Here is a 22516-nt window from a genome sequence, read left to right as displayed (position 1 = left end):
TTAAAAAGTATAATACTTAATAAACAGCTTAATTGGCTTTTAATGATTTTTCAAAAGGTACTCTATGTAATATACTTCTACCAAGTGTAACTTCATCGGCGTATTCTAGTTCATCTCCAACAGCAATTCCTCTAGCAATTGTTGAAACTACTATTGACAAATCAGCTATTTGTTTATAGATATAAAAGTTGGTCGTATCGCCCTCCATAGTAGAACTTAAAGCGAAAATAATCTCTTTGACTTGTCCTAACTTAACTTTTTCTACCAATGTATTAATAGTAAGCTGACTTGGCCCTACTCCGTCTATAGGCGAAATTTTACCGCCCAAAACATGATAAATTCCTCTAAACTGTCCAGTGTTTTCAATTGCCATTACATCTCGAATATCCTCTACTACACATATAATTTGATGATTTCTACTTGGATTGGTGCAAATTTCACAAACTTCTCTATCAGATATATTATGACAACTTTTGCAATACTTAATATCTTCCCGCATTGTCACTAATGCTTGAGCTAAAAAAGTAGCTTGATCTTTGGGTTGTTTTAAAATATGCAAAACCAATCGCAAAGCGGTTCTTTTACCAATTCCAGGCAATTGAGCCATTTCATTAACTGCTTTTTCTATTAATTTTGAAGAAAATTCCATGGTTACAAAAGTAAGCAATTTGACAAACTGACATTTAGAAAATTAAACCTATTTTAAACACAATATCTAACTTTAAAACAAATAATTTCCAATTTTAAGTATGAACAAATGTAATTTTTTTCAAAATATCAATTGCCACTAATTTAAAACCGTTGACTGTTATGACTTAATATGTACGAATTGCTCTTATAATCACCTCTTTTTCTCTCTTTTACAGAAATAAAAAGATATAATATAAATAGATACTAATTAATATTTATTTAATGTCAGTAAAACTAACGTGCAAGCAGCTTCAAACTTTATATTATTTAATTCCAATAACTGATAAAATTCTGGGTTTTCAGTCCCTGGATTAAATAAAACACGTTTTGGTTTGGCTTCTACTATATAATTATAATAATCTCTTTGGCGAGCAGAATTTATATATAATGAAATGGTATCAATATTTTTGACAGGAATTGCTTTGGTATTTATTTTAACCCCAGCTACTTCTCCTGTATTTTGTCCCAATGCTAGCACGGAATGTCCATTGGCAACAAGCATTTCAATTGCTTTGAAAGCTACTTTTTCAGGCTTTGTTGTTGCTCCAATAATTAAAGTCTTTTTATTTTTTGTCATTGTAAATCTTTATGAAGTGCAAAAGTAATCAAAAACCATTAAGCACTAACCAAATAGTTGCTTTATACCTATATTATAAATTTGGAATTTGGTGGGATTACAATCCAAATTCCACAATTTTATTCAATTTATTTTACATTATATCGAAATAAACAATAATCTAACTCTTATTTAAACTTAGTTATAGAGAAAATCGTAATTTTACAATAAAAAGTTAAAACTGGATGGATTTATTTATTTACTTATTTGTCGCCTTATTTTCCGTATTAAACCCCATTGGAACTGTACCAATTTTTGTAGGCTTAACCCAAGGTGATTCCAAACAAGAATGTTCAAGAATTTCATTATGGACTTCTATAAATGTTTTTCTAATCCTTATAATTTCGTTTTTTATTGGAAAATATGTTTTAAGTTTTTTTGGCATTAGTATTGATTCACTAAGAATTGCTGGAGGTTTAATTATTGTAAGCTCTGGTTTTTCTTTGCTTTCGGGAAAATTCAACAAAAAAAGAGGCATCAATAAAAAGATAGAAACAGATGCTCAAAAACGAAATGATATTGCTCTAACCCCTTTAGCTATACCAATGCTTGCTGGACCAGGTTCAATATCTCTATTGATTGCATTTTACCAAGAACATCATGCTACGAATGAACTTATAATTGCTTCTTTAGCAATATTAGCAATTGCAGTTTCTATTTTTATTATCCTGAGAAGTGCTCATTATTTAGCAAAAATACTCGGAGCATCTGGCATTGTTGCTATATCTAGAATTATAGGATTTATTGTTGTTGCCATTGGCATTCAATATATAGTAAGCGCACTAATTAATATTATAAAAAGCAATTTGATGTAAATCAAAAACACTCAATAAAAAAGTCCAAAACTTAAATATAAACATTTAAGATTTGGACTTTTTTATTAACCTACTAAATCTTACTCTCTTGGTAAAAAAATCTCAGCCATCATACAACGGGCACTTCCTCCACCACAAGCTTCAATTGTATCTAAATTTGAACTCAAAATCGTCACATGCTCTTCTAATTGAGCAATTTGTTTTTTTGTCAAACTTTGATGAGCCGAAGCACTCATTACCAAATACCTTCTATCATCAGATCCTTTTACCTCCAACATATTACCAGCAAAATTATTAACTTGTTCTTCGGTAATCAAAATTATTTCTTTTTCATCACCTTTAATGCTATCAAGAACCATTTTTCGCTCTTTTTTATCATCGATAGAATCTACACAAATAACTGCAAATGTATCTCCAAGACACATCATAACATTGGTATGATAAATTAATTTTCGCTCTTTATTAACTGTTTGAAAAGCTTCAAAAATTACAGGAGTAAATTCGAAATCTTCACAAAATTCAATAAATAATTCTTCATCTGCTCTTGGTGAAAGAGCACAATAAGCTTTCCCATTTTCTCTGTCCAACAATAGACTCCCTGTACCTTCAAGAAAAAAACCATCATCTTCGGCAGAAGTATAATCCATAATATTGTTAATTATAAATCCTTTTTCTTCCAAAATATCTAGAATATCTTCACGACGTTCCAGACGACGATTCTCTGCAAACATGGGATAAAGCGCCACATCTCCATTCTCATGAAATGAAATCCAATTATTTGGAAAAATACTATCCGGAGTATCTGCATCTTCAAGATCATCCACTACCGTTACATCTACCCCAACCGCCCGAAGCTTCTCAACAAAAACATCAAATTCCTGTTGTGCTTTTGCATTTACTGTTGCAGGCAAAAGACCATCTAAAACTTTTTGATAATAATTATTCACTGCCGTTTGCTCATTCATACGAAAAGCTACAGGTCGAATCATTAAAATGGAGTTTGTTGTTTGTGTCATATTCATATTGTTTTATCGTTCCAAAATCTATTGCCTAAAGTTAGACAATAAAACTCAAAACAAATTATTAATCTCTTATTAATGGCAAAGTAGAGCATCTTAACAAGCCTTCTTGCTTCGAAATTTCAGCATATGGAATTTCCTCTACAATAAATCCATTTGCTCGCAACCAATTATTTAATCTGGTAAAATTTTTCTCAGAAACAACTACGTTATTATCAATCGAAAACACATTAGAATTCATATTATACATCTCATCCCTTGTAATATGAAACAAATTTTCTTTACCAAAAAGGTCAACCAAAAACATATAATCAGCTTCTTCTCTAAATCCTCTTTTATAAATAATTCCTTTGTTTTTCCCAACTGGTTGAAAACAACAGTCCAAGTGTAGTGCATTATCACGCGCTTCAATTCTAGATTTCACTAAATCAAATTCTTTTACAATTTTATTTGGAAATAAGTCTTTTATAAAATTGACACCATGCAAATTGGTTCTTGCCGTAATGTAGCTAGCATAATCACTTCCCTTATATGTTCCAATAAAAACATAATCATTCCAAAGCATTACATCCCCTCCTTCAATATGAACTTCTTCTGGTGGGCGAACTACTTTTGCTGGATTTACCTGATCAATCACGTACTGAATAGCGTCCAATTCTCTTTTTCGATCTGGTAAAATATTGGACTTAATAAAAACATCATCGATAACAAAACCAATATCTCTTGTAAATATCTGATTATAATTTTCAATCATTTCTGGACGTAATACCGTTACTCCATATTTTTTAAAAACAGAATTAAAAGCTTCCATCTCGATAACCATATCAGCTTCAATTGGATAAGTATTAGCTAAAATATGCTCCAAAGATTTAGGATCATATGCTTCGCCAATTTTTGGTGTTGGTCCATTATTTATTGCAGAACCTAATACTACCGTCCTTAACCTTGAGGTTTCATTTTTTATATTTAATTCTAGCATTTTTTAAACTTTCGCCAAAGATAAAAAAAAAGCTCCACTATAAAGTGAAGCTTTGATAATCTATTTTATGCTTTATTCTTTAACATATTCTCTTAAAGGATATCCAGTATAAACTTGTCTTGGTCTACCGATCGGTTCTTTATTTTCTCTCATTTCTTTCCATTGAGCAATCCAACCTGGCAATCTTCCAATTGCAAATAATACGGTAAACATATCAGTTGGAATTCCTAAAGCTCTATAAATAATACCTGAATAAAAATCAACATTAGGATATAAATTTCTTGATTTGAAATACTCATCTTCTAATGCTGCTGCTTCTAATTTTTTAGCAATTTCAAGAATAGGATCATTAACACCTAAAGTTGAAAGTACTTCATCTGCCGCTTTTTTAATGATTTTTGCTCTAGGATCAAAGTTTTTATAAACTCTATGACCAAATCCCATTAATCTAAAAGTATCATTTTTATCTTTTGCTTTCGCTAAATATTTATCAGCATCACCACCATTAGCATGTATTTCCTCTAACATTTCTAGAACAGCTTGATTTGCTCCTCCGTGTAAAGGTCCCCATAAAGCAGAAACACCCGCAGAAATTGAAGCAAAGAGACCAGCATGTGAAGACCCTACCATTCTAACTGTAGAAGTTGAGCAGTTTTGCTCATGATCTGCATGAAGAATGAATAGTTTATCTAAAGCATCTATAATAACAGGATTAGCTGTATATGGCGCTGTAGGCAACTTAAACATCAAACTCATAAAATTCTCAACATATCCAATTGTATTATCATAATAATTCAAAGGATACCCCATACTTTTTCTATAAGTCCAAGTAGCAATAACTAAAAATTTAGCAATAGTTTTACAAACTGCATCATACATTTCTTTTTCATTACTTGCATCAACAGATTTAGGATTAAAAGCTGTTAAAGCACTAGTCAAAGCAGACAATACTCCCATTGGATGAGCAGTTCTTGGAAAACCATCCAAAATGATCTTCATTTCTTCACTAACTAAAGTATGTCTTCTAATATCATTTTCAAATTGCTCTAATTTTTCATTAGAAGGTAATTCTCCAAAAATTATTAAATACGAAACTTCCAAAAAATGAGATTTTTCAGCCAAATCTTCTATTGAGTATCCTCTATAACGCAAAATCCCAAGTTCTCCATCCAAAAAGGTAATTTCACTTTTACAAGCACCTGAATTTTTGTAACCTGGATCAAGTGTAATTACACCAGACATATCTCGTAATTTACTAATATCAACGGCTGCCTCGTTCTCACTTCCTACAATAACTGGAAGCTCAAACCTATTACCATCGATTTCTAATATTGCTATTTTTGACATATTATTTATGAAATAAAATTTAATTTTTAATTTACCAAATCTAAGTAATTTCTAAGTAATTTAAAAACTAATTAGATAATGAATTTGTTAAAAATTCAATAAAAAAGCCATTCATCATAGACGAATGGCTCAATTACTATAAAATCATTACAATTACTTTATTTTAAAGGCATTTTTCCCAGGAAAATATGCAGAATTCCCTAATTCCTCTTCAATTCTCAATAATTGATTATATTTTGCCATACGATCAGAACGAGAAGCTGAACCAGTTTTGATTTGACCACAGTTTAAAGCTACTGCTAAATCAGCAATTGTATTATCTTCTGTTTCTCCTGAACGGTGAGACATTACTGAAGTATAACCTGCATTTTTAGCCATATTTACTGCTGCAATAGTCTCAGTTAAAGTTCCAATTTGGTTTACTTTAATTAAAATTGAGTTTGCAATTCCTTTTTCAATTCCTGTTGACAAACGTTCAACATTAGTAACAAATAAATCATCACCAACTAATTGAGTTTTAGTTCCGATTTTTTCTGTTAATAATTTCCATCCATCCCAGTCATTTTCATCCATTCCATCTTCAATAGAGATAATTGGATATTTAGCAGCTAATTCAGCCAAATAATCAACTTGCTCTGCAGAAGTTCTAATTTTTCCTGTTGGTCCTTCAAATTTAGAATAATCATATTTTCCGTCAACATAGAATTCTGAAGCAGCACAATCTAAAGCTACCATAATTTCATCTCCAAAAGAATAACCCGCTTTTTCAACTGCCAATTTGATAGTATCTAAAGCATCTTCAGTTCCACCAGCTAAGTTTGGAGCAAATCCTCCTTCATCACCAACAGCAGTACTTAAACCTCTATCGTGTAATACTTTTTTAAGATTGTGAAAAATCTCAGTTCCCATTTGCATAGCATGTGTAAAAGAAGTTGCTTTTACAGGGAAAATCATAAATTCTTGAAATGCAATAGGCGCATCAGAATGCGAACCTCCATTGATAATATTCATCATTGGAACCGGCAAAGTATTTGCAGAAACCCCACCTACATATCTATACAAAGGTAATCCTAATTCATTAGCAGCTGCTTTTGCAACAGCAAGAGAAACTCCAAGAATAGCATTTGCTCCTAAATTGGCTTTGTTTGGTGTACCATCCAAATCAATCATTGTTTGGTCAATCAAGTTTTGTTCAAAAACAGATGTACCAACTAATTCTTCAGCAATTTTAGTATTTACATTTTCAACCGCTTTTAAAACACCTCTTCCTAAAAAAGAATTCCCTCCGTCACGTAACTCTACTGCTTCGAATTTACCAGTCGACGCTCCAGATGGAACAGCAGCTCTTCCTAAAACTCCGTTTTCTGTTACTACATCTACTTCTACTGTAGGATTTCCTCTTGAATCGAAAATTTGTCTTGCGTGAATTTTAACAATAATACTCATTATTCTTATTTTTTATGTTATTAATTTGTATTTTACTCAAAATTAAGTAAAAAAATTCATTAGTCTTCATTCTTAAAACGTTAATATGATTTTATTTATTAACGATAACGTTTTAGTCTTATACAGATTTGATATTTTCTATAAACTGATCAAAAAGATAAGAAGAATCGTGCGGCCCAGGGCTTGCTTCAGGGTGATATTGCACAGAAAAACAATTCTTATTTTTCATTCGCATTCCTGCAACTGTTCCGTCATTCAAATGCAAATGTGTAATTTCTAAATCAGGGTGTTGATCTAATTCTTCTTTGTTCACAGCAAAACCATGATTTTGAGAAGTAATTTCTCCTTTGCCCGTAATTATATTTTTCACAGGATGATTAATACCTCTATGACCATTGAACATTTTATATGTCGAAACACCATTTGCCAAAGCAATAACTTGGTGACCTAAACAAATACCAAACAAAGGTTTATTATTTTGAAGTATCTCTTTAGCAACTTCTATTGCACTTTCCAATGGATCTGGATCTCCAGGACCGTTAGATAAGAAAAAACCATCTGGGTTAAAAGAAGCCAATTCGGAATAAGATGTGTTATAAGGGAAAACTTTAATGTAACAGTCTCTTTTTGCCAAATTTCTAAGAATGTTTTCTTTTATTCCTAAATCTAAAGCAGCAATTTTATACGTAGCATTTTCATTTCCATAAAAATAAGGCTCTAATGTAGACACTTTAGAAGCTAATTCCAATCCTTTCATATCTGGAACTTCAGCCAATAATGCTTTTAATTCTTCTATAGGAGTATCATCAGTACAAATAACAGCATTCATAGCTCCATTATCACGTATATAACTTACCAGCGCACGTGTATCAACATCAGAAATACAAATCAAATTTTGTTTAGCGAAATAATCTTCCAAACTCCCTGATGAATCAGCTCTTGAATAATTAAAGCTGAAATTTTTACAAACTAAACCTGCAATTTTAATGCTATTAGATTCAACTTCTTTATCATTTACCCCATAATTTCCAATATGAGCATTTGTAGCAACCATTAATTGACCAAAATAAGACGGATCTGTAAAAATCTCCTGATATCCAGTCATACCGGTATTAAAACAAACTTCACCAAATGTTTTTCCAGTGATTCCAATTGATTTACCGTGGAATATAGTTCCGTCACTTAATAAAAGAATAGCGCTTTTTCGTGTTGTATATTTCATATGTAATTTAATATTGTGCAAATTTAAATTTTTAAAACAGTGGACGCAATGTTTTTTATGAATAATTCAGGGAATTTAAAACCTTAGACTATAGAGTAACAAAAAGGTAATAAAATGTTTTAAAAAAGCATATTCATTAAAAAATATAACTGCGATCCTAAATGCAAATTTTTAAGCTTTGCCAAAAAATGCTTATTTATTTTACAAAAAAAAAGGATAAACTATAAATAGCTTATCCTTTATTATTATTGAATGATTATTTTCATAATTATTCAGCTGCGTCAGTTGTAGGTTCCGCTTCAGCAGCTGGAGCTTCAGTAGCTGCATCCGCTTTTTTAGCTTTTCCACCACGACGGCTTTTTGCTTTTGTAACTTCTTTTTTACCTCCGTTGTAAAGTTCATTGAAATCTACTAATTCGATCATTGCCATATCAGCATTATCTCCTAAACGATTTCCAACTTTAATGATACGAGTGTATCCACCTGGACGGTCACCTACTTTAGCAGCTACATCTCTGAACAAGTCAGTTACTGCATATTTACTACGTAGGTAAGCAAAAACGATACGACGATTGTGAGTAGTATCAGATTTTGATTTTGTTATAAGCGGCTCAACGAATTGTTTAAGCGCTTTAGCTTTAGCAACAGTAGTATTAATACGTTTGTGCTCGATAAGAGAACAAGCCATATTAGCTAACATAGAACTTCTATGAGCTGTCTGTCTGCTTAAGTGATTGAATTTTTTTCCGTGTCTCATGACGTGTTTTTTTTAAACCTTCATCTTGCTTCTATCCTCTATGGAGAGCAAAATACGAAGTAGTTTATTCTTTATCTAGTTTGTATTTTGCTAAATCCATTCCGAAAGTCAAATTTTTGATTGCAACTAGTTCATCTAGTTCAGTCAAAGATTTTTTACCGAAATTACGGAATTTCATTAGGTCATTTTTATTGAACGATACTAAATCACCAAGTGTATCAACTTCAGCCGCTTTCAAACAATTTAATGCTCTAACAGAAAGATCCATATCAACAAGCTTAGTTTTAAGCAATTGTCTCATGTGTAATGACTCTTCGTCATAAGATTCTGTTTGTGCAATTTCGTCAGCCTCTAGTGTAATTCTTTCATCAGAAAACAACATGAAATGGTGAATTAAAACTTTTGCAGCTTCAGTAAGAGCATCTTTAGGATTGATTGAACCATCAGTTTTAATTTCAAAAACTAATTTTTCATAATCTGTTTTTTGCTCTACACGGAAGTTTTCAATTGCATACTTAACATTTTTTACCGGAGTAAAAATTGAGTCAGTAAATATAGTTCCTATTGCAGCATTTTGTTTTTTGTTCTCTTCAGCAGGAACATATCCTCTACCTTTTTCAATAGTTAAATCAAAGTTTAATTTGATTTTACTATCTAAATTACAGATAACTAGTTCTGGGTTCAAAACTTGGAAACCTGAAATAAATTTTTGAAAATCACCAGCTGTTAATTGGTCTTTACCTGAAACAGAAATAGTAACTGATTCATTATCGATATCTTCAATTTGACGTTTGAAACGTACTTGTTTAAGATTAAGGATAATCTCGGTAACGTCTTCAACAACTCCTGAAATAGTAGAAAACTCATGATCTACACCTTCTATGCGGACAGATGTAATTGCATAACCTTCTAATGCTGAAAGCAAAACTCTTCTAAGTGCATTACCAACGGTCAATCCGTAACCAGGTTCTAAAGGTCTAAATTCAAATTTACCTTCAAAATCGGTTGAATCGATCATGATAACTTTATCGGGCTTCTGAAAATTAAATATTGCCATAAATTTCGACTAAGTCAATTATTATTTGTTGTACAACTCTACGATTAATTGTTCTTTAATGTTTTCTGGAATTTGAAGTCTTGCAGGTACAGAAACGAAAGTTCCTTCTTTAAGATCTTGATTCCAAGTAATCCATTCATAAACATGACTTGAATTAGATAAAGAACGTTCGATAGCCTCTAAAGATTTAGATTTTTCACGAACTGCAACTTTATCACCAGGTCTAAGGTGGTAAGAAGGAATATTAACCACTTCACCATTTACAGTAACGTGTCTGTGAGAAACGATTTGACGAGCACCTCTTCTAGAAGGAGCAATACCCATTCTGAAAACTACATTATCCAATCTTGCTTCACACAATTGTAATAAAACTTCACCAGTAACACCTTTAGTAGCTGATGCTTTTTTGAATAAACCTCTGAATTGTTTTTCTAAAATTCCATAAGAATATTTAGCTTTTTGCTTTTCCATTAACTGGATAGCAAACTCAGATTTTTTTCCTCTTTTTTTTGCCATCCCGTGTTGTCCAGGAGGGTAATTTCTTTTTTCGAAAGCTTTATCATCTCCGAAAATTGCTTCGCCGAATTTACGTGCGATTCTTGTACTTGGACCAGTATATCTTGCCATTTTAAAAAAATTTAAGGTAGAGATTAAGAATTCAGGTCTTATCCTTCAATAATCGTTATTCTACCTTTATTATACTATAATTTATTTGAGTATTATACTCTACGTCTTTTTGGAGGACGACATCCGTTGTGAGGCATTGGAGTAACATCAATGATTTCAGTTACTTCAATTCCACCGTTATGTAAAGAACGGATAGCAGACTCACGTCCGTTTCCTGGTCCTTTTACATAAACTTTAACTTTTTTAAGTCCAGCTTCAAGAGCTACTTTACTACAATCTTCTGCTGCCATTTGAGCTGCGTATGGAGTATTCTTTTTAGAACCTCTGAAACCCATTTTACCAGCTGAAGACCAAGAAATAACTTCACCTTTTTTGTTAGTCAAAGAAATGATGATGTTATTGAAGGTAGCAGAAATATGAGCTTCTCCCGTTGATTCAACGATAACTTTACGTTTTTTTGCAGTTGCTTTAGCCATATTACTTATTATTTAGTTGCTTTTTTCTTGTTAGCAACAGTTTTTCTTTTACCTTTTCTTGTTCTAGAGTTGTTTTTAGTTCTTTGTCCTCTTAATGGAAGACCAGATCTATGACGGATACCTCTATAACATCCAATATCCATTAAACGTTTGATGTTCAAAGAAACTTCAGAACGTAATTCACCTTCAATTTTGAATGTTCCAACTGCTTCACGAATTGCTCCGATCTCGTCATCATTCCAATCTTGAACTTTTTTATCTTGGCTAACTTGAGCTTTTTCTAAAATCTCAATTGCTCTACTTCTTCCTAATCCGAAGATATAGGTAAGTGCTATAACACCTCTCTTATTTTTTGGGATATCTACCCCTGCTATTCTTGCCATAATTATCCTTGTCTTTGTTTAAATCTAGGATTCTTTTTGTTTATTACGTACAATCTCCCTTTTCTACGCACAATTTTGCACTCGGGACTTCTCTTTTTTACTGATGCTCTAACTTTCATAGTGAATATCCTTTAATATCTATAAGTAATTCTTGCTTTTGACAAATCGTAAGGACTCATTTCTAGTTTCACTTTATCACCAGGTAATAATTTGATATAATGCATTCGCATTTTTCCAGAAATATGAGCAATTACAATATGTCCATTTTCTAACTCTACACGGAACATCGCATTTGACAATGCTTCGATGATTGATCCGTCTTGTTCTATTGCTGATTGTTTTGCCATAAATTAAGCTACCGCTTTTCTATTTTTACCACTTTTCATCAAACCATCATAATGCTTATTCAACAAGTATGAATTAATTTGCTGAATAGTATCTATTGCAACTCCAACCATAATTATCAATGAAGTCCCTCCAAAAAACATAGCCCAAGATTGTTGAACATCCATAAGACTTACAACAATTGCTGGGAACACAGCTATCAAAGCAAGAAATAAAGATCCTGGAAAAGTTATTAAAGACATCACTTTATCAAGATAATCTGAAGTCTCAACACCTGGTCTAATACCTGGTATAAAACCACCACTTCTCTTTAAATCATCAGACATCTTATTAGTAGGAACCGTAATTGCAGTATAAAAGAAAGTAAATACAACAATTAATGTTGCAAATAAGAAATTATACCAGAATCCGAACATATTACTAAAAGCACCAACAATAGATTGTGAAGCATCTGATTTAGACAAACCAGCAACAGCAGCAGGTATAAACATAATAGCTTGTGCAAATATAATTGGCATTACACCAGATGCATTAAGCTTTAATGGAATCCATTGTCTGTTACCACCCATCATATCTTGTTCGAAATCACCAGATGTTGTACGACGAGCGTACTGTACCGGGATTTTTCTAACTGCCATCACAAGTAATACACAAGAAATAATTACAAGTAACCAAATAATGATTTCAACTACCAATAACATTGGTCCACCATTATTATTAGTAACTCTTGTTGTAAATTCTTGAATAAAAGCTTGTGGCAACCTAGCTAAAATACCAACCATTATCAAAAGGGAAATACCATTTCCGATACCTTTATCAGTAATTTTTTCTCCTAACCACATGGCAAAAATTGTACCTGTAACTAAGATTACTACTGAAGAAAATAAAAATTCAAAAGAATTAAATCCCAAGATGAAAGCTGAACTAGGTAAAGTTCTGTAAAGATTGTAGATATAAGTTGGACCTTGTACCAAAGTGATAACAATAGTTAACCAACGGGTAATTTGATTGATTTTTTTTCTACCACTCTCTCCATCACTTTGTAGTTTTTGCAAATAAGGAATAGCAATTCCCATAAGTTGCACAACAATAGATGCAGAAATATAAGGCATAATTCCCAAAGCAAAAACTGAAGCTTTAGAAAATGCACCTCCGGTAAACATGTCTAGAATAGATCCTAATCCATTTTTTGTTTGCCCAGCTAATCCTGTTAATTGAGTTGCGTCAATTCCCGGTAGCGTAACATGAGCACCAAAACGATAAACTAAAAGCAGACCTAAAGTAATTAAAATTCTATTCTTTAGTTCTTCTATTTTCCAAACATTACTTATTGATTCAATAAATTTCTTCATCTTAATTCTAGGAATTACATGATTACAGCTTCTCCACCAGCAGCTTCAATAGCAGCTTTTGCAGTAGCAGTAAATTTGTGAGCAGTTACTTTTAATTTTGCTTTCAATTCTCCTCTACCTAAAATCTTAACGATTTCATTTTTAGTAGCAAGACGATTAGCCACATAAACTGTCATATCAACAGTATCTGTAATTACTCCATTATCAACCAATAATTGAAGAGTATCAAGATTAACACCTTCGTATTCTTTACGATTGATGTTAGTGAAACCAAACTTAGGCACACGTCTTTGAAGTGGCATTTGACCTCCTTCAAAACCAATCTTTTTAGAATAACCAGAACGAGATTTTGCTCCTTTGTGTCCACGTGCAGCGGTACCACCTTTTCCAGAACCTTCTCCTCTACCTAATCTTTTATTTTGATTGTGTGTAGAACCTTCAGCAGGTTGTAAGTTACTTAAATTCATAACAGTATTTGTTATTTAGTTTCTTCAACAGAAACTAAGTGTTTAACTTTATTTATCATTCCAAGGATAGTTGGATTTGAATCGTGTTCTACAACTTGACCCATTTTACGAAGACCCAAAGCCTCTAATCCTCTTTTTTGAGTAAGGGGACAGTTGATTTGACTTCTAACTTGTTTTACTAATAATTTAGCCATAATTTCCTTGAATTAACCTTTAAAAACTTTTTCTAAAGAAACACCTCTTTGTTTTGCAACAGTGTAAGCACTTCTCATTTGTAATAAAGCATCAAAAGTTGCTTTTACTACGTTGTGAGGATTTGAAGATCCTTGAGATTTAGACAATACATCATGAATTCCAACTGATTCAAGAACTGAACGAACAGCTCCACCAGCAATAACCCCTGTACCATGAGAGGCAGGAATTAAGAATACACGTGCACCACCAAATTTACCTTTTTGTTCGTGAGGAACAGATTGTCCATTCAAAGGAATTTTTACTAAATTTTTCTTAGCATCTTCCACTGCTTTCGCAATTGCTTCAGAAACGTCTTTAGACTTTCCTAATCCGTGACCAACTACTCCGTTTTCATCACCTACAACTACAATAGCAGAAAAACCGAAAGCTCTACCACCTTTTGTAACCTTAGTAACACGATTTACACTTACCAAACGATCTTTTAATTCAAGACCACTTGGTTTTACCAACTCTATATTCTTGTATTTACTATTAGACATACTATTAGAATTTAAGTCCAGCCGCTCTCGCGCCTTCCGCTAATGATTTAATACGACCGTGGTATAAGTAACCTCCTCTATCGAAAGTAACATCATTTATACCCGCTTTTAAAGCTTTTTCTGCAATAAGTTTTCCAACTGCAGTAGCAACTTCAATATTCGTACCGTTTCCAATTTCTTTTTCTCTTGAAGAAGCAGCTAATATAGTAACTCCGTTTACATCATCAATTAATTGAGCGTAAATTTCTTTGTTACTTCTAAAAACAGATAGTCTCGGTTTAGTGGCAATACCACTAATCGTTTTTCTAATTCTGAATCTAATACGTTGTCTTCTTTCAGGTTTTGTTAATGACATAATCTTATTTTTTAAGCTGATTTACCTGCTTTTCTTCTTAATACTTCACCTACAAATTTAACACCTTTTCCTTTGTACGGCTCTGGCTTACGGAAACCTCTAATTTTCGCAGCAATTTGACCTAAAAGTTGTTTATCCAATGATGTTAATTTCACAATTGGGTTTTTACCTTTTTCAGAGATAGTTTCAAGAGTTACCTCTGGAGCTACTTCTAATACAATATTGTGAGAGAACCCAAGTGCTAAATCTAATTTTTGTCCTTGATTTGAAGCTCTATAACCAACTCCAACCAATTCTAAAGATTTTGTAAAACCTTCTGTTACACCAATAACCATGTTATTAATTAAAGATCTGTACAAACCATGTTTTGCTCTCTGGTCTTTATGATCAGAAGATCTTTCTACTAGAACTTGATCCCCTTCAACTTTTACAGTTACGTCCGAAAACTCCTGAGATAGTTGACCGTTTTTTCCTTTTACAGTAATAATACCATCTGCAACTGTAATAGTTACACCAGCTGGTATTGTTACTGGGCTTTTACCTATTCTTGACATCTTATATAGTCTTTAAAATTAGTATACGTAACAAATTACTTCTCCACCTACATTTAATTGTTTCGCTTTTTTTCCAGTCATAAGACCTTTAGAAGTTGAAACAATAGCAATTCCTAATCCATTAAGGATTCTTGGGATTTTAGAAGCACCTGCATACTTACGTAAACCTGGTTTACTAATTCTTTGGATATCTTTGATTACAGGCTCTTTAGTATCTTTATCATACTTCAAAGCAATTTTGATTGAACCCTGAACAGAGTTATCTTCAAATTTGTAACTTAAGATATAACCTTGATCAAATAAGATCTTTGTTATTTCTTTTTTTAGATTAGATGCTGGAATTTCGACAACTTTGTGGTTTGCAGCCACAGCGTTTCTAACTCTCGTCAAATAATCTGCAATTGGATCTGTATACATATGTATTGATTTGCGGTAACGGTTTTCGACTAAACGTAGGCGAACCTGAAACCAGTTTATAAATGTGAAAAACAGACGTGAGTTACCCCACGTCTGAATATTTTTCTACCAAGATGCTTTTTTAACACCTGGTATTAGTCCATTGTTAGCCATTTCACGGAATGTAACACGTGAAATACCGAATTGACGCATATACCCTCTTGGTCTACCTGTCAATTTACAACGATTGTGCAAACGAACTGGCGAAGCATTTTTCGGTAATTTCTGCAAACCTACGAAATCTCCAGCTTCTAACAAAGCTTTTCTTTTCTCAGCATACTTAGCTACCGTTTTTTCTCTCTTAACCTCACGGGCTTTCATTGATTCTTTAGCCATATCTTAATTCTTTTTAAAAGGTAAACCTAATTCAGTCAATAACGATTTTGCTTCTTTGTCTGTAGCAGCAGAAGTTACAAAAGTAATGTCCATTCCAGATATTTTATTTACTTTGTCAATATCAATTTCAGGGAAAATGATTTGCTCTAAAACACCAAGATTGTAGTTTCCTCTTCCATCAAAACCAGTAGCTTTAATTCCACTGAAATCTCTAACACGTGGTAATGAAGAAGTAATAAGTCTATCTAAAAACTCATACATTCTTTCTCCACGTAAAGTAACTTTTGCTCCAATAGGCATCCCTTTTCTCAATTTGAAAGACGCAACGTCTTTCTTAGAAATAGTAGATACTGCTTTTTGTCCAGTAATCTTTGTTAATTCATCAACTGCATAGTCAATCAATTTTTTATCAGATACTGCTGCACCAACTCCTTTACTCAAAACGATTTTTTCAAGTTTTGGAACTTGCATAACGTTTGTGTAACCGAATTCTTCTTTAAGAGCAGAGATAACTCTACTCTTATATTCTTCTTTTAGTCTAGGTATATATGCCATTACTATAGTACTTGATTAGATTTTTTTGAAAATCTTACTTTCTTATCTCCTTCAACTCTAATACCTACTCTTGTTGTTTCCTTAGTTTTAGGATCAATTAGAGAAATGTTAGATATTTGAATAGAAGCTTCTTTTTTTACAATACCACCTTGAGGGCTTTTTGCACTAGGTTTCGTATGTTTAGAAACTAAGTTTACACCTTCAACAATCGCTTTGTTTTTCTCACGGTAAACACGTAAAACTTTACCTTCCTCACCTTTATGGTCTCCAGCAATTACTCTTACGATATCTCCAGTTTTTATTTTTAGCTTTATCATCTTAAAACGAATTAAAGCACTTCTGGTGCTAATGATACAATTTTCATGAATTGTTTTTCACGAAGTTCTCTTGCAACCGGACCAAAAACACGAGTTCCTCTCATTTCCCCTGCAGCGTTCAAAAGAACACATGCATTGTCATCGAAACGGATATAAGAACCATCAGCTCTTCTTACTTCTTTTTTGGTACGTACAACAACTGCAGTTGAAACGGCTCCTTTTTTAACGTTTCCGTTAGGGGCAGCGTCTTTAATTGATACTACAATCTTGTCTCCAACAGAGGCATACCTTCTTTTGGTACCTCCTAAAACACGGATAGTTAAAACTTCTTTAGCTCCTGTGTTATCTGCTACTTTTAGTCTTGATTCTTGTTGTACCATAATTATTTAGCTCTTTCTAAGATTTCAACTAATCTCCAACATTTTGATTTACTCAAAGGACGCGTTTCGCTAATTCTTACAGTATCTCCTATGTTACAGTCGTTTGTTTCGTCATGTGCAACAAATTTCTTTGTTTTCAACACGAACTTACCGTATAATGGGTGTTTTACTCTTGTTACTTGAGCAACTACAATGGATTTATCCATTTTGTTTGAAGTAACAACCCCAACTCTTTCTTTTCTTAAATTTCTTTTTTCTTCCATCTTTCAGCAGAATTATTGTAATTCTCTTTTAGTAAGTTCTGTAGCTAATCTTGCAACTGCTCTTCTTACACTTCTAATTTGAAGTGGGTTCTCAATTGGAGAAATAGCGTGAGCCATTTTTAGATCAGCATATGCCTTCTTAGTTTGGCTAAGTTTTTCTTGCAACTCCGCTGCAGAAAGATCTTTTATTTCTGATTGTTTCATAATATAATATAGATTATGCTTCGAAATCTCTAGCAACGACGAACTTAGTTTTTACTGGAAGCTTTTGAGCTGCAAGACGTAACGCCTCTTTTGCAACTGATAAAGGAACTCCTCCAACTTCAAACATAATTCTTCCGGGTTTAACAACGGCAGCCCAATATTCAACGGCACCTTTACCTTTACCCATACGTACCTCAAGAGGTTTCTTAGTGATAGGTTTGTCTGGAAATATTTTGATCCATAATTGTCCTTCTCTTTTCATAAAACGAGTTGCAGCAATACGCGCAGCTTCGATTTGACGTGAAGTTAAGAACATTCCATCTTCGTGAACAGATTTAATACCAAACATTCCATTAGAAAGTTCATGCCCTCTTTGAGAGTTACCTTTCATCTTACCTTTTTGTACCTTACGGTATTTTGTTCTTTTAGGTTGTAACATTTTTCTTTAATTTAAAAAATTACTTTCTTTTACGAGCGTCTGGTTTACCACCTTTGTTAAAAGGTTTTCTATCTCCTCTTGGAGAATCACCACCTTTACCCCCACCAGCTTGTTTTTTATCCATTCCAGCAAGTGGAGAAAGATCTCTCTTCCCGTAAACTTCACCTTTCATGATCCATACTTTGATCCCCATTCTACCATAAGTAGTGTGAGCTTCAGCCAAAGCATAATCAATGTCAGCTCTGAAAGTTGATAGAGGAATACGTCCTTCTTTGAAACCCTCTGAACGAGCCATCTCTGCACCGTTCAAACGACCAGAAATCAAAACTTTGATACCTTCAGCGTTCATACGCATAGAAGCAGCAATAGCCATTTTGATTGCACGTCTGTAAGAAATACGGCTTTCGATTTGACGACAGATGCTTGTAGCAACTAGATACGCGTCAAGTTCAGGTCTTTTAATTTCAAAGATGTTGATTTGAACCTCTTTGTCAGTAATCTTTTTAAGTTCTTCTTTCAACTTGTCTACCTCTTGTCCACCTTTCCCGATAATGATACCAGGTCTTGCAGTAGTGATAGTAACGGTTACAAGTTTCAAAGTTCTCTCGATGATTACTTTTGATACACTAGCTTTTGATAAACGAGCATGGATATACTTTCTGATTTTTGAATCTTCGGCTAACTTATCACCGTAATCATTTCCACCATACCAGTTTGAGTCCCATCCTCTGATGATACCAAGTCTATTTCCAATTGGATTTGTCTTTTGTCCCATGCTTAAGAATTGCTTTGTGTGTTATTGATAGCTCCTAACACGATTGTTACGTGGTTAGAACGTTTTCTAATTCTGTGTGCTCTACCTTGTGGAGCTGGACGAAGTCTTTTCAACATCATTCCACCATCCACACGGATTTCTTTAACAAATAATCCAGCTTCTTCAAGATTACCTTCACTATTTTTTTGCTCCCAGTTATTGATTGCAGATAATAATAATGTTTCTAATTTTCTTGAAGCTTCTTTCGAACTGAATCTTAATATGTTAAGTGCTCTTTCTACCTTCTGACCTCTTACCAAGTCCGCTACTAAGCGCATTTTTCTAGGTGAAGTAGGGCAGTTATTCAATTTTGCGAAAGCAATAGACTTATTAGCCTCTTTTCTCGCATCTGCTGTTTCTCTTTTACGAACTCCCATTGCTTCTTATTTTTTACCTTTATTTTTTGCTCCAGCATGACCTCTAAAAGATCTAGTTGGTGAAAATTCTCCTAATTTGTGACCTACCATGTTTTCAGTTACGTAAACTGGTACAAATTGACGACCGTTATGAACTGCGATAGTTTGTCCAACAAAGTCTGGAGTAATCATAGAAGCTCTAGACCAAGTCTTTACTACTCCTTTGTTTCCACCTGCGATGTTTTCTTCAACTTTCTTTTCTAACTTATAATGAACGAAAGGTCCTTTTTTTAATGAACGTGCCATATCTTATTATTTCTTTCTACGTTCTACAATGTACTTGTTACTCGGGTTTTTCTTAGAACGAGTTCTATAACCTTTAGCAGGTATACCGTTTCTAGAACGTGGATGTCCACCAGAAGAACGTCCTTCACCACCACCCATTGGGTGATCGACAGGGTTCATTGCAACAGGTCTTGTTCTAGGTCTTCTACCCAACCATCTTGTTCTACCTGCTTTTCCAGATACAACTAATTGGTGGTCAGAATTAGATACTGCTCCAATTGTAGCTGAACAAGTCAACAAGATTAATCTTGTTTCTCCTGACGGCATTTTAATTGTAGCATATTTTCCATCTCTTGCCATTAATTGAGCAAATGTTCCAGCAGAACGAGCGATTACAGCTCCTTGTCCTGGTCTCAATTCGATACAAGATATAACAGTTCCTAAAGGAATTCTGCTTAAAGGTAAAGTATTACCAATTTCAGGTTGAGATTCTGGACCAGAAACTACTTTCTGACCAACTTTCAATCCGTTTTGAGCAATAATATAAGTTTTCTCACCATCAGCATAAGCTAATAAAGCGATAAATGCAGTACGATTTGGATCGTATTCGATTGATTTCACGATAGCTGGAATTGCTTCCTTTGTACGTTTGAAATCAATAATACGATATCTCTGCTTGTGACCACCACCCGTATAACGCATGGTCATCTTTCCTTGACTATTTCTACCTCCAGAGTTTTTTATCGGCGCTATCAAAGAGCGTTCCGGCTTATCAGTTGTAATGGCGTCATAACCATTCACAACTCTAAATCGCTGACCTGGGGTAATAGGTTTTAATTTTCTTACTGACATTTTATCTTAGATATTGTTGTAAAAATCAATTGTTTCTCCTTCTTGTACTTGAACAATCGCTTTCTTAATTGCGTTAGTCTTTCCACTGATCAAACCACTTTTAGTGTATTTTGTAGTTCTATCCGGTCTCACATTCATTGTGTTAACACTCAAAATAGTTACTCCATAAGCAGCTTCAATAGCTTTCTTAATTTGTACTTTGTTTGCTTTCTTGTCAACAACGAATCCGAAGCGGTTTAAAACTTCACTTTCTTTGGTTACTTTTTCCGTTACTATAGGTTTAATTATGATGCTCATATCCTATTATTTACTTAAATTTTCTTCAATTACTTCTAAAGAACTCTCTAAAAGCACTAAATTATTAGCATTTAAAATAGCATAAGTGCTTAATTCATAGCTACTTACCACGTTTGATGCTTTTAAATTACGTGACGACAAATATACGTTTTTATTCGTATCACCCAACACAAACAATGATTTTTTGTTTTCTAACTCTAAAGATTTCAAAACGTTAATGAAATTTTTAGTGTTTGGCGTTTCAAAATTAAAGTCTTCAAGAACGATAATGTTCGATTCTTTTGCTTTAATTGAGAAAGCAGATTTTCTAGCCAATCTTTTCAAGCTTTTATTCAATTTGAATGAATAACTTCTTGGTCTTGGTCCGAAAACTGTTCCACCACCTTTAAACAATGGATTCTTTGCACTACCCGCACGAGCAGTACCAGTTCCTTTTTGTTTTTTTATTTTACGAGTAGATCCTGCAACTTCAGCTCTTTCTTTAGCTTTGTGCGTCCCTTGACGTTGGTTAGCAAGATATTGCTTAACATCAAGATATACTGCGTGATTGTTTGGCTCTATACCGAATACTGAATCAGAAAGTTGAACTTTTCTTCCAGTATCTTTTCCATTGAAATCTAATACTTTTGCTTCCATTACTTCTGAATGATTACATAAGAGTTTTTGCATCCAGGAATACATCCTTTAACAACAAGTAAGTTCTTATCAGAAACTACTTTTAAAACTCTAAGGTTTTGAACTTTTACATTATCTCCTCCCATTCTTCCAGCCATACGCATTCCTTTGAATACTCTAGATGGATAAGAAGAAGCTCCTACAGAACCTGGCGCTCTTAAACGATTGTGTTGACCGTGAGTTGCTTGACCAACACCACCAAAACCGTGACGTTTTACAACCCCCTGAAAACCTTTACCTTTAGACACACCTTGTATATCTACAAATTCTCCTTCTGCGAAAATAGAAACATCAATAAGATCTCCTAATTTTTGTTCAGTTGCAAAATCTTGAAATTCAACGACTTTTTTCTTAGCAACAGTTCCAGCTTTCTTAAAGTGACCTACAGCCGCTTTTGTGGAATGTTTCTCGTTTTTGTCATCGAAACCAAGTTGCAACGCTTCGTACCCGTCAACACCTTTGGTTCTGACTTGGGTAACAACGCATGGACCAGCTTCAATTACTGTACAAGGAATATTCTTCCCGTTTTCATCGAAAATACTAGTCATGCCGATTTTTCTACCAATTAACCCAGACATAAATATTAATTATTAATTATTAAATATAAATATAGAACGCTGCTTTTAAGCAAATCCTATTTTTTTAAGTGGGTGCAAAGATATAACTTATTTACACACAAACCAAAAAAATATTTTTTACCTAAAAACGGCGTCCTTTTATTACTCTAAAGTACTTAAACTTTGATTTCAACTTCAACTCCACTTGGCAATTCAAGTTTCATTAAAGCATCAATAGTTTTAGATGAAGATGAATAAATATCAATTAATCTCTTATATGACATTACTTCAAATTGCTCTCTCGCTTTTTTGTTTACGTGTGGAGAACGCAATACTGTAAAAAGTTTTTTGTGAGTTGGCAATGGGATTGGCCCAGTTACAACAGCACCAGTAGTTTTTACTGTTTTTACAATCTTTTCAGCAGACTTATCTACCAACATGTGATCGTAAGATTTTAGTTTTATTCTGATTTTTTGACTCATTTTCTTA

The 22516-nt window shown here is 33.4% G+C and carries 37 protein-coding genes; 1 reads left to right on the top strand and 36 read right to left on the bottom strand.

Going from position 1 to position 22516, the window contains the following annotated elements; all coding sequences use genetic code 11:
* Positions 1 to 28: 28 nt before the first annotated feature.
* Complete coding sequence (recR, locus tag CLU82_RS12505; RefSeq protein ID WP_100843406.1) at positions 29 to 649, bottom strand: recombination mediator RecR; 621 nt, start codon at positions 647 to 649, stop codon at positions 29 to 31.
* A gap of 249 nt (positions 650 to 898) precedes the next feature.
* Positions 899 to 1267, bottom strand: a complete 369-nt coding sequence (locus tag CLU82_RS12500; protein ID WP_100843405.1) for a CoA-binding protein — start codon at positions 1265 to 1267, stop codon at positions 899 to 901.
* Positions 1268 to 1491: 224 nt separating this feature from the next.
* Between CLU82_RS12500 and CLU82_RS12495 the strand changes: the two genes are divergently transcribed.
* Positions 1492 to 2121: a MarC family NAAT transporter gene (locus tag CLU82_RS12495; protein WP_100843404.1), complete on the top strand. Its 630-nt coding sequence runs from the start codon at positions 1492 to 1494 to the stop codon at positions 2119 to 2121.
* Between the two features lie 80 nt (positions 2122 to 2201).
* On the opposite strand, the gene ctlX is transcribed toward CLU82_RS12495, so the two are convergent.
* The 34 genes from ctlX to rpsJ all read right to left on the bottom strand — a co-directional run bounded on the left by ctlX (position 2202) and on the right by rpsJ (position 22509).
* On the bottom strand, positions 2202 to 3137 hold the full coding sequence (ctlX, locus tag CLU82_RS12490; RefSeq protein ID WP_100843403.1) for a citrulline utilization hydrolase CtlX: 936 nt from the start codon (positions 3135 to 3137) through the stop codon (positions 2202 to 2204).
* A gap of 67 nt (positions 3138 to 3204) precedes the next feature.
* Positions 3205 to 4119, bottom strand: a complete 915-nt coding sequence (locus CLU82_RS12485; protein WP_100843402.1) for a dimethylarginine dimethylaminohydrolase family protein — start codon at positions 4117 to 4119, stop codon at positions 3205 to 3207.
* Between the two features lie 72 nt (positions 4120 to 4191).
* Entirely contained in the window at positions 4192 to 5466 is a 1275-nt protein-coding gene (locus tag CLU82_RS12480) for a citrate synthase (RefSeq protein ID WP_100843401.1), read from the bottom strand.
* A 153-nt stretch (positions 5467 to 5619) separates the two neighbouring features.
* Positions 5620 to 6912: a phosphopyruvate hydratase gene (eno, locus tag CLU82_RS12475; RefSeq protein WP_100843400.1), complete on the bottom strand. Its 1293-nt coding sequence runs from the start codon at positions 6910 to 6912 to the stop codon at positions 5620 to 5622.
* A gap of 118 nt (positions 6913 to 7030) precedes the next feature.
* Complete coding sequence (gene carA / locus CLU82_RS12470) at positions 7031 to 8134, bottom strand: glutamine-hydrolyzing carbamoyl-phosphate synthase small subunit (protein ID WP_100843399.1); 1104 nt, start codon at positions 8132 to 8134, stop codon at positions 7031 to 7033.
* Positions 8135 to 8402: 268 nt separating this feature from the next.
* Complete coding sequence (rplQ, locus tag CLU82_RS12465) at positions 8403 to 8891, bottom strand: 50S ribosomal protein L17 (RefSeq protein ID WP_100843398.1); 489 nt, start codon at positions 8889 to 8891, stop codon at positions 8403 to 8405.
* 64 nt (positions 8892 to 8955) lie between these two features.
* Entirely contained in the window at positions 8956 to 9948 is a 993-nt protein-coding gene (locus CLU82_RS12460; protein ID WP_035637337.1) for a DNA-directed RNA polymerase subunit alpha, read from the bottom strand.
* Between the two features lie 21 nt (positions 9949 to 9969).
* On the bottom strand, positions 9970 to 10575 hold the full coding sequence (rpsD, locus tag CLU82_RS12455; protein ID WP_100843397.1) for a 30S ribosomal protein S4: 606 nt from the start codon (positions 10573 to 10575) through the stop codon (positions 9970 to 9972).
* Between the two features lie 92 nt (positions 10576 to 10667).
* Positions 10668 to 11051, bottom strand: a complete 384-nt coding sequence (gene rpsK / locus CLU82_RS12450) for a 30S ribosomal protein S11 (RefSeq protein WP_024981527.1) — start codon at positions 11049 to 11051, stop codon at positions 10668 to 10670.
* A gap of 8 nt (positions 11052 to 11059) precedes the next feature.
* Complete coding sequence (gene rpsM, locus CLU82_RS12445) at positions 11060 to 11434, bottom strand: 30S ribosomal protein S13 (protein ID WP_100433334.1); 375 nt, start codon at positions 11432 to 11434, stop codon at positions 11060 to 11062.
* Between the two features lie 2 nt (positions 11435 to 11436).
* On the bottom strand, positions 11437 to 11553 hold the full coding sequence (gene ykgO / locus CLU82_RS12440; RefSeq protein ID WP_008992256.1) for a type B 50S ribosomal protein L36: 117 nt from the start codon (positions 11551 to 11553) through the stop codon (positions 11437 to 11439).
* Between the two features lie 12 nt (positions 11554 to 11565).
* Entirely contained in the window at positions 11566 to 11781 is a 216-nt protein-coding gene (gene infA, locus CLU82_RS12435) for a translation initiation factor IF-1 (RefSeq protein ID WP_007136545.1), read from the bottom strand.
* 3 nt (positions 11782 to 11784) lie between these two features.
* Entirely contained in the window at positions 11785 to 13131 is a 1347-nt protein-coding gene (gene secY, locus CLU82_RS12430) for a preprotein translocase subunit SecY (protein WP_100843396.1), read from the bottom strand.
* A 14-nt stretch (positions 13132 to 13145) separates the two neighbouring features.
* Positions 13146 to 13598, bottom strand: a complete 453-nt coding sequence (gene rplO / locus CLU82_RS12425) for a 50S ribosomal protein L15 (RefSeq protein WP_100843395.1) — start codon at positions 13596 to 13598, stop codon at positions 13146 to 13148.
* A gap of 11 nt (positions 13599 to 13609) precedes the next feature.
* On the bottom strand, positions 13610 to 13792 hold the full coding sequence (rpmD, locus tag CLU82_RS12420) for a 50S ribosomal protein L30 (protein WP_100843394.1): 183 nt from the start codon (positions 13790 to 13792) through the stop codon (positions 13610 to 13612).
* Between the two features lie 12 nt (positions 13793 to 13804).
* Positions 13805 to 14332 (bottom strand): 30S ribosomal protein S5, encoded by a 528-nt coding sequence (gene rpsE / locus CLU82_RS12415; protein ID WP_100843393.1) that lies wholly within the window; start codon positions 14330 to 14332, stop codon positions 13805 to 13807.
* Positions 14333 to 14336: 4 nt separating this feature from the next.
* Complete coding sequence (gene rplR / locus CLU82_RS12410; protein ID WP_100843392.1) at positions 14337 to 14687, bottom strand: 50S ribosomal protein L18; 351 nt, start codon at positions 14685 to 14687, stop codon at positions 14337 to 14339.
* Between the two features lie 11 nt (positions 14688 to 14698).
* Positions 14699 to 15241, bottom strand: coding sequence for a 50S ribosomal protein L6 (rplF, locus tag CLU82_RS12405; protein WP_100843391.1), 543 nt, complete (start codon positions 15239 to 15241; stop codon positions 14699 to 14701).
* Between the two features lie 18 nt (positions 15242 to 15259).
* A complete protein-coding gene (gene rpsH / locus CLU82_RS12400) occupies positions 15260 to 15658 on the bottom strand; it encodes a 30S ribosomal protein S8 (protein ID WP_100843390.1) in 399 nt (132 codons plus the stop codon).
* 105 nt (positions 15659 to 15763) lie between these two features.
* Positions 15764 to 16033 (bottom strand): 30S ribosomal protein S14, encoded by a 270-nt coding sequence (rpsN, locus tag CLU82_RS12395; protein WP_026707007.1) that lies wholly within the window; start codon positions 16031 to 16033, stop codon positions 15764 to 15766.
* A 3-nt stretch (positions 16034 to 16036) separates the two neighbouring features.
* On the bottom strand, positions 16037 to 16588 hold the full coding sequence (gene rplE, locus CLU82_RS12390; protein WP_100843389.1) for a 50S ribosomal protein L5: 552 nt from the start codon (positions 16586 to 16588) through the stop codon (positions 16037 to 16039).
* Positions 16589 to 16590: 2 nt separating this feature from the next.
* The gene (rplX, locus tag CLU82_RS12385; protein WP_100843388.1) at positions 16591 to 16905 is read right to left on the bottom strand and encodes a 50S ribosomal protein L24; all 315 of its coding nucleotides are present in this window, start codon (positions 16903 to 16905) and stop codon (positions 16591 to 16593) included.
* An 11-nt stretch (positions 16906 to 16916) separates the two neighbouring features.
* On the bottom strand, positions 16917 to 17285 hold the full coding sequence (rplN, locus tag CLU82_RS12380) for a 50S ribosomal protein L14 (protein ID WP_100843387.1): 369 nt from the start codon (positions 17283 to 17285) through the stop codon (positions 16917 to 16919).
* Positions 17286 to 17287: 2 nt separating this feature from the next.
* Positions 17288 to 17548: a 30S ribosomal protein S17 gene (gene rpsQ, locus CLU82_RS12375; RefSeq protein ID WP_100843386.1), complete on the bottom strand. Its 261-nt coding sequence runs from the start codon at positions 17546 to 17548 to the stop codon at positions 17288 to 17290.
* Between the two features lie 12 nt (positions 17549 to 17560).
* Entirely contained in the window at positions 17561 to 17752 is a 192-nt protein-coding gene (rpmC, locus tag CLU82_RS12370) for a 50S ribosomal protein L29 (protein ID WP_100843385.1), read from the bottom strand.
* Between the two features lie 13 nt (positions 17753 to 17765).
* Positions 17766 to 18191, bottom strand: coding sequence for a 50S ribosomal protein L16 (gene rplP, locus CLU82_RS12365; RefSeq protein ID WP_007803637.1), 426 nt, complete (start codon positions 18189 to 18191; stop codon positions 17766 to 17768).
* 19 nt (positions 18192 to 18210) lie between these two features.
* The gene (gene rpsC, locus CLU82_RS12360; protein ID WP_100843384.1) at positions 18211 to 18966 is read right to left on the bottom strand and encodes a 30S ribosomal protein S3; all 756 of its coding nucleotides are present in this window, start codon (positions 18964 to 18966) and stop codon (positions 18211 to 18213) included.
* Between the two features lie 2 nt (positions 18967 to 18968).
* Positions 18969 to 19382 (bottom strand): 50S ribosomal protein L22, encoded by a 414-nt coding sequence (rplV, locus tag CLU82_RS12355; protein ID WP_100843383.1) that lies wholly within the window; start codon positions 19380 to 19382, stop codon positions 18969 to 18971.
* A 6-nt stretch (positions 19383 to 19388) separates the two neighbouring features.
* Entirely contained in the window at positions 19389 to 19667 is a 279-nt protein-coding gene (gene rpsS / locus CLU82_RS12350; protein WP_024981511.1) for a 30S ribosomal protein S19, read from the bottom strand.
* Between the two features lie 6 nt (positions 19668 to 19673).
* On the bottom strand, positions 19674 to 20498 hold the full coding sequence (gene rplB / locus CLU82_RS12345) for a 50S ribosomal protein L2 (protein WP_100843382.1): 825 nt from the start codon (positions 20496 to 20498) through the stop codon (positions 19674 to 19676).
* Positions 20499 to 20504: 6 nt separating this feature from the next.
* Positions 20505 to 20795, bottom strand: coding sequence for a 50S ribosomal protein L23 (rplW, locus tag CLU82_RS12340; RefSeq protein WP_066081040.1), 291 nt, complete (start codon positions 20793 to 20795; stop codon positions 20505 to 20507).
* Positions 20796 to 20801: 6 nt separating this feature from the next.
* Complete coding sequence (gene rplD, locus CLU82_RS12335) at positions 20802 to 21431, bottom strand: 50S ribosomal protein L4 (protein WP_100845022.1); 630 nt, start codon at positions 21429 to 21431, stop codon at positions 20802 to 20804.
* Positions 21431 to 22048 carry a 50S ribosomal protein L3 gene (gene rplC / locus CLU82_RS12330; protein WP_100843381.1) on the bottom strand — a complete coding sequence of 206 codons (618 nt, stop codon included), beginning with the start codon at positions 22046 to 22048 and terminating at the stop codon, positions 21431 to 21433. Before rplC ends, rplD begins: the two co-directional genes overlap by 1 nt.
* 155 nt (positions 22049 to 22203) lie before the next feature.
* Positions 22204 to 22509, bottom strand: a complete 306-nt coding sequence (gene rpsJ, locus CLU82_RS12325) for a 30S ribosomal protein S10 (protein ID WP_007803605.1) — start codon at positions 22507 to 22509, stop codon at positions 22204 to 22206.
* Positions 22510 to 22516: the final 7 nt, after the last annotated feature.

This window comes from Flavobacterium sp. 5, from assembly GCF_002813295.1.
GTDB lineage: Bacteria > Bacteroidota > Bacteroidia > Flavobacteriales > Flavobacteriaceae > Flavobacterium.
This window is presented reverse-complemented; position numbering and strand designations above follow the sequence as displayed.

Bases quoted from the DNA above. Each gene is read 5' to 3' on its own strand.
- recR (WP_100843406.1), bottom strand. From the start codon at position 649: ATGGAATTTTCTTCAAAATTAATAGAAAAAGCAGTTAATGAAATGGCT.
- CLU82_RS12500 (WP_100843405.1), bottom strand. From the start codon at position 1,267: ATGACAAAAAATAAAAAGACTTTAATTATTGGAGCAACAACAAAGCCT.
- CLU82_RS12495 (WP_100843404.1), top strand. From the start codon at position 1,492: ATGGATTTATTTATTTACTTATTTGTCGCCTTATTTTCCGTATTAAAC.
- ctlX (WP_100843403.1), bottom strand. From the start codon at position 3,137: ATGACACAAACAACAAACTCCATTTTAATGATTCGACCTGTAGCTTTT.
- CLU82_RS12485 (WP_100843402.1), bottom strand. From the start codon at position 4,119: ATGCTAGAATTAAATATAAAAAATGAAACCTCAAGGTTAAGGACGGTA.
- CLU82_RS12480 (WP_100843401.1), bottom strand. From the start codon at position 5,466: ATGTCAAAAATAGCAATATTAGAAATCGATGGTAATAGGTTTGAGCTT.
- eno (WP_100843400.1), bottom strand. From the start codon at position 6,912: ATGAGTATTATTGTTAAAATTCACGCAAGACAAATTTTCGATTCAAGA.
- carA (WP_100843399.1), bottom strand. From the start codon at position 8,134: ATGAAATATACAACACGAAAAAGCGCTATTCTTTTATTAAGTGACGGA.
- rplQ (WP_100843398.1), bottom strand. From the start codon at position 8,891: ATGAGACACGGAAAAAAATTCAATCACTTAAGCAGACAGACAGCTCAT.
- CLU82_RS12460 (WP_035637337.1), bottom strand. From the start codon at position 9,948: ATGGCAATATTTAATTTTCAGAAGCCCGATAAAGTTATCATGATCGAT.
- rpsD (WP_100843397.1), bottom strand. From the start codon at position 10,575: ATGGCAAGATATACTGGTCCAAGTACAAGAATCGCACGTAAATTCGGC.
- rpsK (WP_024981527.1), bottom strand. From the start codon at position 11,051: ATGGCTAAAGCAACTGCAAAAAAACGTAAAGTTATCGTTGAATCAACG.
- rpsM (WP_100433334.1), bottom strand. From the start codon at position 11,434: ATGGCAAGAATAGCAGGGGTAGATATCCCAAAAAATAAGAGAGGTGTT.
- ykgO (WP_008992256.1), bottom strand. From the start codon at position 11,553: ATGAAAGTTAGAGCATCAGTAAAAAAGAGAAGTCCCGAGTGCAAAATT.
- infA (WP_007136545.1), bottom strand. From the start codon at position 11,781: ATGGCAAAACAATCAGCAATAGAACAAGACGGATCAATCATCGAAGCA.
- secY (WP_100843396.1), bottom strand. From the start codon at position 13,131: ATGAAGAAATTTATTGAATCAATAAGTAATGTTTGGAAAATAGAAGAA.
- rplO (WP_100843395.1), bottom strand. From the start codon at position 13,598: ATGAATTTAAGTAACTTACAACCTGCTGAAGGTTCTACACACAATCAA.
- rpmD (WP_100843394.1), bottom strand. From the start codon at position 13,792: ATGGCTAAATTATTAGTAAAACAAGTTAGAAGTCAAATCAACTGTCCC.
- rpsE (WP_100843393.1), bottom strand. From the start codon at position 14,332: ATGTCTAATAGTAAATACAAGAATATAGAGTTGGTAAAACCAAGTGGT.
- rplR (WP_100843392.1), bottom strand. From the start codon at position 14,687: ATGTCATTAACAAAACCTGAAAGAAGACAACGTATTAGATTCAGAATT.
- rplF (WP_100843391.1), bottom strand. From the start codon at position 15,241: ATGTCAAGAATAGGTAAAAGCCCAGTAACAATACCAGCTGGTGTAACT.
- rpsH (WP_100843390.1), bottom strand. From the start codon at position 15,658: ATGTATACAGATCCAATTGCAGATTATTTGACGAGAGTTAGAAACGCT.
- rpsN (WP_026707007.1), bottom strand. From the start codon at position 16,033: ATGGCTAAAGAATCAATGAAAGCCCGTGAGGTTAAGAGAGAAAAAACG.
- rplE (WP_100843389.1), bottom strand. From the start codon at position 16,588: ATGGCATATATACCTAGACTAAAAGAAGAATATAAGAGTAGAGTTATC.
- rplX (WP_100843388.1), bottom strand. From the start codon at position 16,905: ATGATAAAGCTAAAAATAAAAACTGGAGATATCGTAAGAGTAATTGCT.
- rplN (WP_100843387.1), bottom strand. From the start codon at position 17,285: ATGGTACAACAAGAATCAAGACTAAAAGTAGCAGATAACACAGGAGCT.
- rpsQ (WP_100843386.1), bottom strand. From the start codon at position 17,548: ATGGAAGAAAAAAGAAATTTAAGAAAAGAAAGAGTTGGGGTTGTTACT.
- rpmC (WP_100843385.1), bottom strand. From the start codon at position 17,752: ATGAAACAATCAGAAATAAAAGATCTTTCTGCAGCGGAGTTGCAAGAA.
- rplP (WP_007803637.1), bottom strand. From the start codon at position 18,191: ATGTTACAACCTAAAAGAACAAAATACCGTAAGGTACAAAAAGGTAAG.
- rpsC (WP_100843384.1), bottom strand. From the start codon at position 18,966: ATGGGACAAAAGACAAATCCAATTGGAAATAGACTTGGTATCATCAGA.
- rplV (WP_100843383.1), bottom strand. From the start codon at position 19,382: ATGGGAGTTCGTAAAAGAGAAACAGCAGATGCGAGAAAAGAGGCTAAT.
- rpsS (WP_024981511.1), bottom strand. From the start codon at position 19,667: ATGGCACGTTCATTAAAAAAAGGACCTTTCGTTCATTATAAGTTAGAA.
- rplB (WP_100843382.1), bottom strand. From the start codon at position 20,498: ATGTCAGTAAGAAAATTAAAACCTATTACCCCAGGTCAGCGATTTAGA.
- rplW (WP_066081040.1), bottom strand. From the start codon at position 20,795: ATGAGCATCATAATTAAACCTATAGTAACGGAAAAAGTAACCAAAGAA.
- rplD (WP_100845022.1), bottom strand. From the start codon at position 21,431: ATGGAAGCAAAAGTATTAGATTTCAATGGAAAAGATACTGGAAGAAAA.
- rplC (WP_100843381.1), bottom strand. From the start codon at position 22,048: ATGTCTGGGTTAATTGGTAGAAAAATCGGCATGACTAGTATTTTCGAT.
- rpsJ (WP_007803605.1), bottom strand. From the start codon at position 22,509: ATGAGTCAAAAAATCAGAATAAAACTAAAATCTTACGATCACATGTTG.